At 37.0% G+C, this 14,657-nt stretch carries 10 protein-coding genes; 7 read left to right on the top strand and 3 right to left on the bottom strand.

Annotation, left to right across the window (positions count from 1 at the left end):
* Positions 1-21: 21 nt before the first annotated feature.
* The 3 genes from DDD_RS09760 to DDD_RS09750 all read right to left on the bottom strand — a co-directional run bounded on the left by DDD_RS09760 (position 22) and on the right by DDD_RS09750 (position 3,937).
* On the bottom strand, positions 22-1,068 hold the full coding sequence (locus tag DDD_RS09760; RefSeq protein ID WP_015362676.1) for an FAD:protein FMN transferase: 1,047 nt from the start codon (positions 1,066-1,068) through the stop codon (positions 22-24).
* 84 nt (positions 1,069-1,152) lie between these two features.
* Positions 1,153-1,515 (bottom strand): hypothetical protein, encoded by a 363-nt coding sequence (locus tag DDD_RS09755; RefSeq protein ID WP_015362675.1) that lies wholly within the window; start codon positions 1,513-1,515, stop codon positions 1,153-1,155.
* A gap of 37 nt (positions 1,516-1,552) precedes the next feature.
* Positions 1,553-3,937: a T9SS type A sorting domain-containing protein gene (locus DDD_RS09750; protein WP_015362674.1), complete on the bottom strand. Its 2,385-nt coding sequence runs from the start codon at positions 3,935-3,937 to the stop codon at positions 1,553-1,555.
* Between the two features lie 110 nt (positions 3,938-4,047).
* On the opposite strand from DDD_RS09750, the gene DDD_RS09745 reads away from it, so the two are divergent.
* The 7 genes from DDD_RS09745 to DDD_RS09715 all read left to right on the top strand — a co-directional run bounded on the left by DDD_RS09745 (position 4,048) and on the right by DDD_RS09715 (position 14,625).
* Positions 4,048-7,023 carry a GH92 family glycosyl hydrolase gene (locus DDD_RS09745; protein ID WP_015362673.1) on the top strand — a complete coding sequence of 992 codons (2,976 nt, stop codon included), beginning with the start codon at positions 4,048-4,050 and terminating at the stop codon, positions 7,021-7,023.
* Positions 7,024-7,426: 403 nt separating this feature from the next.
* Positions 7,427-8,872, top strand: a complete 1,446-nt coding sequence (locus DDD_RS09740; RefSeq protein ID WP_015362672.1) for an aldehyde dehydrogenase — start codon at positions 7,427-7,429, stop codon at positions 8,870-8,872.
* A gap of 173 nt (positions 8,873-9,045) precedes the next feature.
* The gene (gene proC, locus DDD_RS09735; protein ID WP_015362671.1) at positions 9,046-9,852 is read left to right on the top strand and encodes a pyrroline-5-carboxylate reductase; all 807 of its coding nucleotides are present in this window, start codon (positions 9,046-9,048) and stop codon (positions 9,850-9,852) included.
* Between the two features lie 397 nt (positions 9,853-10,249).
* Positions 10,250-10,807 (top strand): transposase, encoded by a 558-nt coding sequence (locus tag DDD_RS09730; RefSeq protein WP_015362670.1) that lies wholly within the window; start codon positions 10,250-10,252, stop codon positions 10,805-10,807.
* Entirely contained in the window at positions 10,800-12,011 is a 1,212-nt protein-coding gene (locus DDD_RS09725; protein ID WP_015362669.1) for a BaiN/RdsA family NAD(P)/FAD-dependent oxidoreductase, read from the top strand. The genes DDD_RS09730 and DDD_RS09725 overlap by 8 nt, the downstream gene beginning before the upstream one ends.
* A gap of 480 nt (positions 12,012-12,491) precedes the next feature.
* On the top strand, positions 12,492-14,006 hold the full coding sequence (gene gpmI / locus DDD_RS09720) for a 2,3-bisphosphoglycerate-independent phosphoglycerate mutase (protein WP_041567077.1): 1,515 nt from the start codon (positions 12,492-12,494) through the stop codon (positions 14,004-14,006).
* Between the two features lie 4 nt (positions 14,007-14,010).
* Complete coding sequence (locus DDD_RS09715) at positions 14,011-14,625, top strand: thioredoxin family protein (protein ID WP_015362667.1); 615 nt, start codon at positions 14,011-14,013, stop codon at positions 14,623-14,625.
* Positions 14,626-14,657 lie beyond the last annotated feature (32 nt).

The following is a 14,657-nucleotide window of genomic DNA, read 5'->3' as shown; positions in this document are numbered from 1 at the left end:
TAAGGTTAATCGGGATAAAATTTACCCAGCCTTCTTCACAAACTTCTCAAAATCTGGTGTAGTTTCAAATCTCAACAAGCCACTCTCGTCTGTATACATAATAACGACGTTTAAGTCTGGTAAGTTTTTAAGCAGCTTTCTTGATTTTTCTAACGGCATCGCCATAAATGCTGTGGCAAAACCGTCTGCGAGTGTGCAATTTTTTGCGATGACGTTAACTCCTAATACGTTGCTAGGTTGTGCCATTCCTGTTAAAGGATTTACCGTATGCACAAATTCCTGACCGCTTTCTTCGTCTATTTTAAACTTGCGGTAATTACCACTTCCTGCCATAGCCTCGTTAGACAATTCTAGCACGGTAACATAAACACGCTCTCCTGGTTTCTGATTTGGGTCGTCTATTCCTACAGACCATTTGCCGTTGCGCTCTAAATTCATTCCTTTGGTAACTAGCTCGCCTCCTACTTCCACTAGATAATTCTCCACTCCTTTATCATCGAGCAATCGCGCCATGTAATCAACTAGCGTACCTTTTGCAATGGCATTAAATTCTAGATACATTCCTTTTTGATCGGATTTGATGTAAAAAGAATCTTTAACTTTAGAAGGAATTATATTCATTTTATAAAATCCTACAAACTTTTTTAGGCTGTCTATTTTCTTTTGGGAAGGAATGCGTTCTTGTTTTCCATCAGCACCAAAACCATAAGCATTTACAAGATTTCCAACGGTTGGGTCAAAATACCCATCGGTTTTACGATATACTTCTTGTGCTTGTTCAAATACTTCTTTGAATGGTTTCCCTACGAGCACACTATCTTCTCCAGCGTTAATTCTATTAATCAAAGAACCTTTTACCCAAGTGCTCATGGAATTATTAAACATATCAATGATGCTATCCACATCACTTTTAAGTGTCACCTCATCTTCTGCAAAGAGTTTTATCGAGTACGTAGTACCTATGGCCTGACCTACAAATTCTTGTGGTTCGGGAACTACAGGTTTTTCAACTTCTTTTTTACAAGAAACGAATACTAAAACCAATATTATAATAAGACTAATTCTCATAAATAAATTTTTAATACTAATGCAAATTGACTCATTATCAATTTTAAAGCGTTCTCGACTGCGCTCGAACTGACACTGTTAATTTTATTTTATCTCAATCAAACCTGCAAAATTTACGACATAATCATCTTCATGATGCACTGGCATTTCATAATCACGAGAATTTGCTAATCCTACTCCTGCGTAGTATGTAGTCGCTTTGTATTTGTTACCATGATCGCGCATCATGTTCATTAATTTTTCATCATATTGAACAGGATTTGCTGGATATGTAACCGCTCGCACGACTACAAAATGCAGGTATTTATCCTTTAAAGCTACAAACTGCGGATCTTTTTTTGGTTTAGAATTGATTGATAAAAACTCAAAACCTAATTCTTCCATTTCTTTCCCAACGATATTCATCGCAAGCTGATGCAATTCTTGTTCTGAAAGTGGTGTCAACATATCTTAATATTAAACAGCAATCTTTTAAAGCTTGTTATTATTCTAGAATTACTCTTTTAGTTACTAGTCTTTCATCCAAAGCAAATCTTACTAAATAAACTCCATTTGTCAGGCTAGATAAGTCTAGTTGATTATTTTGGTCTAAGGTTTTAAAAGTCTTCACCATTTGACCCAAAGTGTTGTATACATCTATATTTTGTACACGACTTACTTCAGGAAGCGTTACATTGATAATTCTGCTTTTAGATGGATTTGGGTATATGGTTACCGCTTTCGCGAAAGCGGACTCATCAACACTCAATGTGCTATTTAAAAACTCTATCTGTAAACGAGCAGCATCACTACTTTGAAAATTTAAAGTATCCCAATCGAAAGTGTAGCTAGTGATAGTTGTTCTATCCAAAGGTGTCGTTTGTCCTAAAAAGTTGTCGACTAAAAACGCATCTAAATTTGAAAAATCTAAAGGTGAAAGGCTTAAAGAGTAGGTTCCTGAGGTCAATTGTTCTACGTGAAGAGGAATAATTTCTCCAGCAACCGGATAGTTTCTGGAATTTATACTTGTCAATTGAATACCTTCTTTTACTGATAAATTCTCTTCTAGATTAGCTAGCTTAGTCGCATCAAACAGATCAAGCTGATTTGAATAAGTTGCATCAAATTTGATCAGAGCACCATCTTTCACATGGCCATTTTTTGATAACTCTACTCTCATGATAGTAGGCGTTGAGGACACTTGTACATTGCCTTGATTATCATCTAGGAAAGCCTCATTAAAATTAAAAGAGCCAGCACTACCGTTAGCTACAACAAATGCAGCTTGATACGGCTGTAAATAACCATTTACTTCACTTATCGTCATGTTATTCATATTAGCCATGACATCATAAGTTACATAAGCACCGTTAGTTTGAATTGTAGGATCCCAAACGTAGAAAAACGTAGGTCTAGTACTAGGCGCATCGACAGGAACACCACCCATATTAAGGTTGCTTAACATACCGTTTAAATCGTATGGCGCAAGAAAAGGGTTACCTATCATATTAAAGGCACCATCTGTAGTATTTATTACAGGCGTAGGGATTGTATTAGCAAATAGTCCTCTTGTTCTAAGTACAGTTTCTCTTTGTGCATCAGCATTTGTGGTAAGATCTACCTGTCTATCACCACGTATAAATAGACGGTAAGGCTTACCAGTCTCTATGATGTCACTTGCATTGTTAGTACTAGTTTGTGCAGTCCAGTTTTGACCAGCATTATCCCACTCAAACATAGAAGAATTATTTGTTCCAGTAACGTCAAAACCAGCAGAAGCACCAGCCGTACCAGTGATATCGGTTCCAAAACCTACGATAGATTCATCACCATTCTCTTGCCAGTTTTCATAAATACTACCACTACTTGTTACAGGACTACTCAAGAATCTATAAGCTCGTTTGGCACTCATATAGGTTTCTGAAACTACAGGAGCCGTTAATTGTACGTCTGTAGGAATAAAATAGGCATTTCTATTTACCGAACTTTTAAAGGTGATATTGGCATTAGAATTATCAACTACGGATGCACTAGTTCCAGAATGTTTTAATGTACCATAAACATCAAAAAGACCAGCGAGTTCTATGTTGTTATTATCAGTCACAGTGAGATTTCCTAATTGAGCGCTAGCAGAAAAAACAGAAGAGGATCCATTTAAAACAACCGTTGCATCTTGTGCTTCAATAGCTCCTGAGTTATATACTTCTCCATTAATAGTTACTGTTCTTCCAGATTCAATTTGTAAAGTTGCCCCATTTGAGATAGCAAGATTATTTAAAACCGCATCACAATCGATTATCGCTGTACCTGATAAAATACTTAAATTATCTGTTGCTGCGATAGGAGCAATACAAGGATCAAGATTAATCCATGTGTTATCATAGATGTAATCTGATTGTTCCATAAAAGTCATCTGAAATCGATTAACATCTATACTTTCTGGAATCGAGTTATCAATGCTGAATCTTGTTACCTCTGTTTGGCCAGTTCCCATTTCAAAAATTTCGCCAGTATACAAGTCTTCTATATAGCACAAAAATCCTGGTAATTGAAACGCTGTTACCTCAAAAACATAATCTTGAGTTCTATAATTTGTAATAAAGAATGGTAGCGTTTCATTATCAACTGGAATATCCCTGCGCTCAATACTTAATAAATTAGTACCATTCTGTCTGGCAAATGATTCATCTAGATTAAAAATCTTAGGAGCATCAAAAGAATCTACTCCGTTATTATTACCTGCCTCAAACGCAATGAGCAATCCGTCTGATGCAGAAAGACCGTTGTCAAATCTATTTTGATCAAATAAAGTTATTCTTACCGTCGTATTCTGAGCTTCTGTTTTAACTATCCAACAGCATAGTAAACAGAAAATTAATAGTGATCTCATCTCATTCATTTGTGCAAAGATAAAGGTATTGCATACTCTGTTATATCATCAAGTCCGTTAAAAACAGATCGACTTATATCTATTATCTTTAGGATTTTAAAATATCTTAAATGGTAAAACAAAACTTCATTAGCATCTTCTGGGCATGTGCTCTCTTTTATTCCTGCAATAAAGCCGATGATACAAAATTAGATATTTCACAAGCCGCAGCAGATCGCCCACTTACCGAATACGTCAATACTTTTATAGGAACTGGCGGTCATGGACATACTTATCTTGGTGCCACAATGCCTTTTGGGATGATGCAATTAAGTCCAGATACCAGACTCGACGGTTGGGATGGATGCAGCGGTTACCATTATAGTGATGACGTAATCTATGGATTTTCACATACACATCTAAGTGGTACAGGCGTGAGCGATTATGGCGATATTTTACTCATGCCTACTAACAAACCAGTCTTGAATAATGGAGCCGATGGAAATGAAGGTTACTCTTCAAAATTCTCTCACAACAATGAAAAAGCCAGTCCTGGATACTATGAAGTACACCTAGACGATACTGATATAGACGTACGACTAACAGTTACAGAACGTGCTGGAATACATGAATACCGCTTTCGCGAAAGCGAGAACCAATACGTCATCCTAGATCTACTACATAGAGATAAGCTACTAGAACATGACCTTCAATTCAATAGCTCAACCGAGTTTCAAGGCAAAAGATTTTCTAGCGCTTGGGCTACAAATCAAATGCTATTTTTCTATGTAAAAACATCTCACCCTATAAAAAATTGGAATGCAAAACAGGAGTCAATTCCCGAGGTCATCGCTTTAGAATTTGACAACCCAAACAACGAACCCATCACCATCAAAATAGGAATCAGCCCAGTAGATGAAGCTGGCGCAAAACTTAATCTTGAGACCGAAATAGGCGATAAAGACTTTGAGACAGTCAGAAAAGCCGCAAACGACACCTGGGAAAAACAATTGAATAAAATCGTTATTGAAGATGAGAACTACGATAATAAAGTCAACTTCTACAGCGCATTGTACCACACGATGATTGCACCTAACTTATATCAAGATGTGGACGGTCGTTACCGCGGCATGGATTTAGAAATTTATGAGACGCAAGATTTTGACTACTACACCGTATTCTCGCTTTGGGATACGTATCGCGCTGCACATCCGTTGTATACCATTATCGAGCAAGAACGCACTAATGATTTTATTAACACATTTAATGCAAAATATGACGAAGGTGGCATTCTGCCCATTTGGGATTTAAGTGGTAATTATACTGGATGTATGATAGGTTATCATGCCGTTCCTGTAATTGCAGATGCTTACTTAAAAGGAATCAGAGGTTATGATACTAACAAAGCTTTTGAGGCGATGCTACATAGTTCTATTCAAGATAAATTAGGTTTAGAATCTTATAAAAAATATGGTTTCATTCCTGTAGAACAAGAAAGTGAATCGGTTTCTAAAACGCTAGAATATGCTTATGACGATTGGTCTATTGCTCAAATGGCAAGAGCCTTGGGTAATGAAGAAAAATATAGCGAATACATCAAACGAGCGCAGCATTTTAAAAACATGTATAATCCGCAAACAGGTTTTATGCAAGGTCGCTACCGCAATACTTGGTTTGCTCCTTTTAAACCAGAAGAGGTCAACTTTAATTATACCGAGGCAAATGCCTGGCAGTACAGCTTGTACGCACCGCAAGATATTTCCGGTCATATCAATTTAATGGGTGGCGCTACAGCTTATGAAAAACACCTCGATAATATGTTTTCCGCACAAATGGAAACCTCTGGTCGCCATCAAGCAGATATTACTGGACTCATAGGTCAGTATGCTCATGGAAATGAGCCGAGTCATCACATGGCATACTTGTATAATTATGTAGGCAAACCTCATAAAACACAAGAAAAAGTTCACGAAATACTGACTACTTTATATCACAACGATCCAGATGGAGTTTCTGGAAATGAAGATTGCGGCCAGATGAGTGCTTGGTATGTGTTGAGTTCGCTAGGATTTTATCCGGTAACTCCAGGAAGTAATCAGTATGCGATTGGGACGCCTCTTTTTGATAAAGCGACGATCAACCTAGAAAATGGTGAGCAGTTTACATTGATTAAAAATGGAAATGGGAAGTATATTGATGGAATTGATTATTCAAGTTCCGCTTTCGCGAAAGCGGAATCCAAAATAGATTCGAGTTCAAATTCAAATTTAATTTCGAGTTCATTCCTAACTCATGAAATGATTACCAAATCTGGAAAATTGATCTACAACATGAGTGAAACACCTACAGATTGGGCGACTGAAAAGGAAAACAGAATAGTAAGTGCAATTAATGAAGAACATATGCCAGCAGTACCTTATATTAAATCTGGAGACATTTCATTTTCTGACACTACTACCATTTCATTGAACAGTATTGATGAAAATGCTGATATTTATTTCAAGATCAATGATGATGAGTTTAAGTTGTACCAAGAACCTATAACTATTTCAGAACCGTCTCAATTATCTATTTACGCAATTCATAACGATAAAATAAGTTATACGGTAACAACAGATTTCTTTAAATACGATAAGAATATGTCGGTTGTGCTAGAGCACGAATATGCAAACGAGTACAGTGCAGGTGGAAACGATGCATTAATAGACGGAATGAAAGGAACAGAAGATTTCCGATCTGGATCCTGGCAAGGAACCCAAAAAGAAGATATCGTAGCAACAGTAGATCTGGGAAGTTCGAAGAATGTTTCTCAAATAAGTACCAGTTTCTTAAAAGATCAACGCAGCTGGATTTTTTACCCCAAGGAAGTGGTTTTTGAACTATATGACGAAAATAGAAAACTGCTCAAGAATGTATCAGAAAAACTACCAGAAACCGATAAAGAAGAAATAGTTGCCATTCACGATGTTGATATCAAAACTTCTATAAAAAATGTACGTTTTGTAAAAATGAGAGCCGTTACCTATGGTAAATTACCTGAATGGCATTTAGGTTATCCATATGATGGTGACGCTTGGATTTTTGTGGATGAAATAACAGTGGAGTAGATTTTGAGTTATTGGGTTATTGGGTTATTGGGTTATTGGGTTATTGGGTTATTGGGTTATTGGGTAAATTGATAATTCTCTGAACTATTTCCTAAAAATTGAAATAATTAAAAAACTCCTTTCCTAAGAAAAGGAAAGGTGGACAAAACGAGCAGTTGCGAGCTTTGGTCGGAAAGGTTGGATGCGATGTTTGTTACATGCATTTTAGATTATAAAAGAACCTTTGACTTTTTTCAAATACCGCATCCAACCACTCCTGATTTTCAGCAAAGCTGTTAAATCTGTCCTCGCCTTTTCCAAGGCGAGGAGCTTAAAAAAGCTTATTTGATTAACGGAAAGGTTAACTCGATTCTAGTTATTTTCGCCACAACTTGTATCTTCACAAAATCACTAAGCAAGGAACATGGAAATAAAAAACTTCATCAATAATCAAGAAATGATTCCGCTATCGGGAATGTGGCTGGATAACTATGAACCAGCATCGGGAACAGTTTACGGCGATATCCCAAATTCTAATGAAGATGATGTAGAAAAAGCCTATCAAGCGGCCGCTGCTGCTTTTCCATCTTGGTCCACAACTACCATTGATGAACGTTCTAAAATCATGTTGCGCATCGCAGACTTGATTGAAGAAAATCTAGAAGAACTTGCCACTGCCGAAAGTCGTGATAATGGAAAACCACTCTGGCTCGCCAAAGCTGTTGACATCCCGCGAGCGAGTTCGAACTTTAGATTCTATGGAAATGCGATCACTCAGTACGCGAGCAAGTCTCATGAAAGTGTAGGTAAAAACACGATCAATTATACGTTGCGCAAACCTATAGGTGTCGTAGGTTGTATTTCTCCTTGGAACTTGCCTTTATATTTATTTTCTTGGAAAATCGCTCCAGCCATAGCTGCTGGAAATTGTGTAGTAGCAAAACCTAGTGAGGTGACTCCTGCGACGGCTTATCTATTGGGCAAGATCGTTAAAAAAGCTGGATTACCAGCTGGAGTTCTCAACATCGTGCATGGAAATGGAGCAAGTTGCGGTCAAGCGATTGTGGCGCATCCACATATCAAAGCGATCAGTTTTACTGGAGGCACAACTACTGGCGCTCACATCGCAAGAACGGCTGCGCCCATGTTTAAGAAATTATCTCTAGAATTAGGCGGTAAGAATCCCAACCTCATCTTTGCCGATTGCGATTATGACAAAATGTTAGATACAACCGTGCGCTCTTCCTTTGCAAATCAAGGTCAGATTTGTCTTTGTGGTAGTCGCATTTTTGTCCAACAAGAAATCTATGAACGATTCAAAAAAGATTTTGTTGATCGTGTGAAAGATCTTAGAGTTGGCCATCCAGAGCAATCTAGCACTAAAGTCGGTGCGGTAGTAAGTGCTATTCATAGAGAAAAGATTGAAGAGTATCTCGCTTTCGCGAAAGCGGAACCCAAATCCTACACCATCTTAACAGGTGGCAATCGAGTAACCGTTGCAAATTTTGAAAACGGTTACTACCTAGAACCAACCGTAATCGAGGTATCATCAAATGACTGCAAATTGAACCAAGAAGAAATCTTCGGGCCGGTCGTGACCATCATGCCGTTTAAAGATGAAGCGCACGCACTAGAACTGGCAAATGGCACCAAATACGGACTGAGCGCGACTTTATGGACCAACGATTTATCGAGAACCATGCGCATGACGCAAGAAATCGATGCAGGAATTGTTTGGGTAAACACGTGGTTGAATCGTGATTTAAGAACACCTTTTGGAGGCGTGAAAGACAGCGGCGTAGGTCGTGAAGGAGGCTTTGAAGCACTGGACTTTTTTACAGAACCTAAGAATGTTTGTATCGAATACTAAGAACTGTCACCGACAGGATGTCACCAGTTACCAGTATTTTCTCAAACATGATTTTTTTAAATTTCCACTACAGCCTGAGGTTCAAGGACTTTTGGTTTTATATTTCAAATAAATTATGTATCATAAGGCTATTGCACAGTAATTGCAAATTATCTAGAAAACATAAAACAGTTATGAAAGTATTAGTTATAGGAGCAGGAAACATGGGACTTACTTATGCCGAAGGAATGGGCGATTCCATGATTTTAGGGCGTAAAAGGTTAAGAATCTATGATACCGATCCTAATAAAATTAAAACGCTTCAAGAAGAAAATAAATTTGACATCTACACTTCATTAGAAGACTGTTTGCCGCAAGCTGATATTGTTTTTATAGCGGTAAAACCATATCATTCTCAAGATCTTTTTGAAGAGATGCAATCATTAGTTAGACCTGATCAATTGTTTGTATCTTTAATGGCTGGTGTTACAATAGACACAATTCAACAAGGTCTAAAAGTTTCTAAAGTAATAAGAACTATGCCTAATTTACCTGCTAAAGTAGGTAAAGGAGTAACTTCTTACACAGGCGCAAAAGAAGTGTCTCGAATAGAATTATTAACCGCAAGACATTTACTTGACACTACTGGAACATCTATTCACGTAGAAACCGAAAAGTTTATCGATGCCTCTACTGGTATTTCTGGAAGTGGCCCGGCTTATGTTTTTTACTTTATGCAATCTATGCTGGATGCAGCTTTGAAAATGGGCTTTTCAGATTATGATTCTAAAGTTTTAGTAAGCAATACTTTTGAAGGAGCGATTGAACTTTTTAATCAGTCTGACATTTCTCCTAAAAGCTGGATCAATAAAGTTGCCTCAAAAGGCGGGACAACTCAAGCTGCCATAGATTCAATGGACGATAATAATGTAAAGCAACTTATTCAAGATGCAGCTTACGCAGCTTTTGATCGAGCTGTAGAATTAGGGAAAGAGAAATAAATTAAAAACCAACATCTTCTTGAAACCAACATGCCAAGTATTTGTCTTGGCATGTTTGGTTGCTATCGATAAAATTAAATACTGGTCTAAAAACAAGCATCTCGATTTGGTTTAGACAATGCCAAAACGAATAGTTGGTATGCCGAATCTTACCAACTTTTTCTCAGCCAAGACCTCTTTCGAAACTAACATGCGTCTTGGCATGTTTGGTTGATGTCGACAAACTAAAATACTGGTCTAACAACCAGCATCCCGATTTGATTTAGACAATGCCAACACGAATAGTTGGCATGTCAAATCTTAAAAACTCTTTTCAAAAAAATATTTTGAAACCAACATGCCAAGTTTGCGTCTTGGCATGTTTGGTTGATTTACAAGATCTCTTTATCTTTTCCAGATGTACCATAAAATTGAAAACGATAAATATTACCATATTTTCAATCAGGCAAATGGTATGATCGATATCTTCAAAGAGTCTCGCAATTACCCTTTCTTTATTGATAAAATGGAAAAGCATTTAACTCCAGTTTGCGAGATCATTGCTTTTTGTCTAATGAAAAATCATTTTCATCTGGTCATCAAGACAAAACAAGAGATAGAAGAATTAAAAAAATCTAGAGCTTTTGCAAATTTATTTATTGGCTATGCAAAAGCCTACAATAAAGTCTACAACAGATCAGGCAGCTTATTTAAAAAACCATTTAAAAGAAAATTGATTGAATCAGAAGTCTATCTGAAAAATGTGATTTTATATGTTCATTGCAATCCAGTAAAAGATGGCTTTGTAGAAGATTCGATTTCTTTTCCATGGTCATCGTATCATGAAATTATAGACGATGTAAAAACATTTGTAGACCGCGAGTTTGTTCTAGAATTGTTTGATGATTCGACTAACTTTGTCGCAGCACATAAAGCTTATCAATTAAACACTTCATTTTTACCAACTTTTGAGTAAAACACACTACAACACCATAATTATAGGCGGCGGAGCAGCTGGATTTTTTACAGCTATTAACCTAGCAGAGCAAACCGAGAACCATTCTATTGCGATTTTAGAACGTGGAAAAGATGTCCTTCAAAAAGTACGTATTTCTGGTGGCGGAAGATGCAATGTCACTCATGCGCAGTTTGAACCGAAGCCTTTATCGTTAAATTATCCGCGTGGTGAGAAAGAATTGCTGGGACCATTTCATAGTTTTATGACTGGCGACACGATAAGCTGGTTTGAAGAACGTGGTGTAGAATTAAAAATTGAAGAAGATGGGCGCATGTTTCCCGTTTCTAATTCTTCTCAAACAATTATTGATTGTTTTATCTCGCTTGCGCGAAAGCATCACATAGACATCCTTACCAGTCAGAATGTAGCTTCCATTGAGAAAATAGAATCTTGGCAACTCAAGACTAAAACCGAAACCTTTACTTGTGATCATCTCGTAGTAACTGCGGGAAGCAGTCCTAAAGTCTGGCAAATGATGAAAAAGTTAGATCATACGATTGTAGATGCTGTACCATCACTTTTCACCTTTAATATAGTCGACAAGCAAATTACCGAACTCGCAGGAATCGCTATTGAAGCGCGAGTAGAAATACCTCAGCTAAAACTTGAATCGCAAGGACCTTTATTAATTACACATTGGGGCTTTTCTGGACCAGCCATATTAAAGATGAGCGCTTGGGGCGCACGAGAATTACATGATTCTGGTTATAAATTTGATTTGGTTATCAACTGGCTCAATTACATTTCTACAAAAGAATGTTTTGAAACTTTAGCCGCAAAAAGAAAAAAGAGCAAAAAGCAAGTCGGTAATGAGTGGCTGTTTGATCTTCCTAAAAGATTGTGGAAATACTTAGTAGAAAGCATATCTCTAACAGAAAAAAATTGGGCAGACTGTTCTAATGTGGACCTTCAAAATCTAGCTACACTTCTTACAGCAAGTACATTTACCATCAATGGCAAAAGTACCTTTAAGGAAGAATTTGTTACTGCTGGTGGCGTAGATCTAAAAGAGATTAACTTCAAAAATTTTTCTTCAAAAAAACAAAAAAATCTATATCTGGCTGGAGAAGTTTTGAATATAGATGCCATAACAGGTGGTTTTAATTTTCAAAACGCCTGGACTGGCGGCTGGATGATTGCGAGGGCGATTGCTAGAGTCTAAAGTATCGGCTATCATTTATTGAAAATTGATCTCATTATCTTAACAAAGCTACTAGTAACAGATGTTCTTTTATGATCAGGAATTATAGCTAAGAGAATTAACAATGCTATGGAAAATGATAAAATCATCATTATTATTAAAACTAGCGGAGAAAGATTTGAGAAGTGATCCATAAAGAAAATTGAAATTATTAAGGTATTACAAGAAAAACTCAATGGAAAAACCGCCTGTCCCTGTAAAAAAACCTATAGTTAAAGTGTTATTAATCAAACATATAATTCGGATTCAATTATACTTATTAATTAATAATTTCAAAAAAAAATATTGCTATTAAAATAAAGTGAATGGAATTGCGATATTATTAGTTTTAGAATTATTGAGACAACGCAATCGCTTTCGTAAGTAATCGATCAATCAATTTCTTAATCTTGAACTTAAAACCTGCATTTTTCGTAATTTAGGAGTTCAAATTTTGAAACATTGAATAAGAAAACCATACTCATGATTCTCGACGGTTGGGGAATCACACAAGATTCTAAAGTGAGTGCTATCGCTCAAGCTAACACACCATTCATAGATAGTTTATACAAGAAGTATCCTCATGCGACATTGCGTACCGATGGAGAACACGTCGGTCTTCCTGAAGGACAAATGGGAAATAGTGAGGTAGGACACATGAATCTTGGAGCTGGTAGAATTGTATATCAAGATCTTGCCAAAATCAATAAAGCCATAAAAGACGATACGCTCAAGGAAGAGAAAGTGCTGGTGGATGCTCTCGCTTTCGCGAAAGCGAATTCTAAAAAAGTACATTTCTTAGGATTACTATCTGACGGTGGTGTACATGCACATATTGATCATTTAAAAGCATTGCTTGATGTGGCGCAAGAACAAGAAGTTAAAGATGTTTTTGTACATGCTTTTACTGATGGTCGCGATGTAGATCCTAAATCTGGTGCAGGACATGTACAGGATTTGATGTCTCACATTGCAGGGACAAATGCTCAATTAGCCAGTATTACTGGTCGCTATTTTGCTATGGATCGAGACCAAAGATGGGAACGAGTGAAGAAAGCTTATGATGTGATCGTTCATGGAATGGGCGCTCCGACTCATGATCCTGTTGCCACAGTAGAGGAGAATTATGCAAATGGCACAACTGACGAATTTATAGAACCAATCGTGGTTCTTAATGGAACAGAACCAGCTGGACTTGTGGAAGAAGGAGATGTGATAATCTTTTTTAATTACCGAACCGATCGTGGTCGTGAATTAACTCAAATGTTATCTCAACAAGATTATCACGAGCAAAACACGCACGCGCTTGACTTATATTACGTAACTATGACTAAGTACGACGATAGTTATAAAAACATAAAAGTCATTTTTGAGAAAGACAATTTAAAAAATACGCTAGGAGAAGTTCTTTCCAACGCAGGAAAAACACAAATACGCATTGCCGAAACTGAGAAATATCCTCACGTGACTTTTTTCTTCAATGGTGGTCAAGAAGAACCTTTTAAAGGAGAAAATAGATTAATGTGTAACTCGCCTAAAGTTGCGACTTATGATTTGCAGCCAGAAATGTCAATAGATTGCGTAGAAAACAAAATTGTTCCCGAGATACAAAAGCAATCAGCAGATTTTATATGCCTAAATTTTGCAAATCCAGATATGGTAGGACATACTGGTTCTATGGAAGCAGCAGTAAAAGCTTGTGAAGCCGTGGATCAAGCAGCTAAAGCTGTTATTACCGCAGCAATAGATCAAGATTACACTGTAATTGTAATAGCAGACCATGGTAATTGCGAGGTAATGCTCAATGAAGATGGGTCAGTGAACACAGCGCACACGACTAATCCTGTACCTATTATTTTAGTAGATAAAGACCTGAAAGAGGTTAAAGATGGAATTTTAGGAGACATTGCTCCTACCGTATTAAAGTTAATAGGTGTTAAACAACCTATTGAAATGACTCAAAAATCCTTAATTTAGTCCTATGAAAAAGATAATAATAATTATAGCAGCTGTAATAGTAACAGCTTGTGGTTCCCAAAAAGCAACCACTACTAAAACGAATACCTCAACTTCTTCTACTACTGTTCAAAAAACTAGAGAGATTGCTGAAGTGGATGGAACCATAGAAGCAAGTTCTAATTATGTTAAAGATGCTTCTGGAAACCTTTCTGGCAAGGTGGATAAAGATGCGTTTATGCAAGAGCCTTTCAGTTCTTGGTTCAACAGCCGTATGGCATCTTATAAAGCAGATCCCGAAACCATTGAAGATTTAAAAGTTGCTCTTAAAGATGTTGAGATTAGGGCTTACATGGGAACCTGGTGCGGAGATTCAAAAAGGGAAACTCCACAATTTTACAATATTCTAGAAGCAGCCTATTACGACATGGATAATCTTACCATGATCACAGTAGATCGTTCAAAGAAAAAGCCAGTTGCGTTAGTATCTGATTATAATATTATAAGAGTTCCTACATTTATATTTTACCGTAATGGGACAGAAATAGGACGTTATGTAGAACGACCTAGAGAGTCTCTTGAAAAAGATATGTTGAAGATTGTTACTGGACAGCCTTACAAACATTCTTACGAGAACTAATCTTAAAAAAGAAATTTTAAAACGAGGAATGT

Origin of the sequence: Nonlabens dokdonensis DSW-6, from assembly GCF_000332115.1 — a bacterium.
Classification (GTDB): Bacteria; Bacteroidota; Bacteroidia; order Flavobacteriales; family Flavobacteriaceae; genus Nonlabens; species Nonlabens dokdonensis.
Note: the sequence above shows the minus strand (reverse complement) of the source record. Positions and strands in the feature narration are given on the sequence as shown.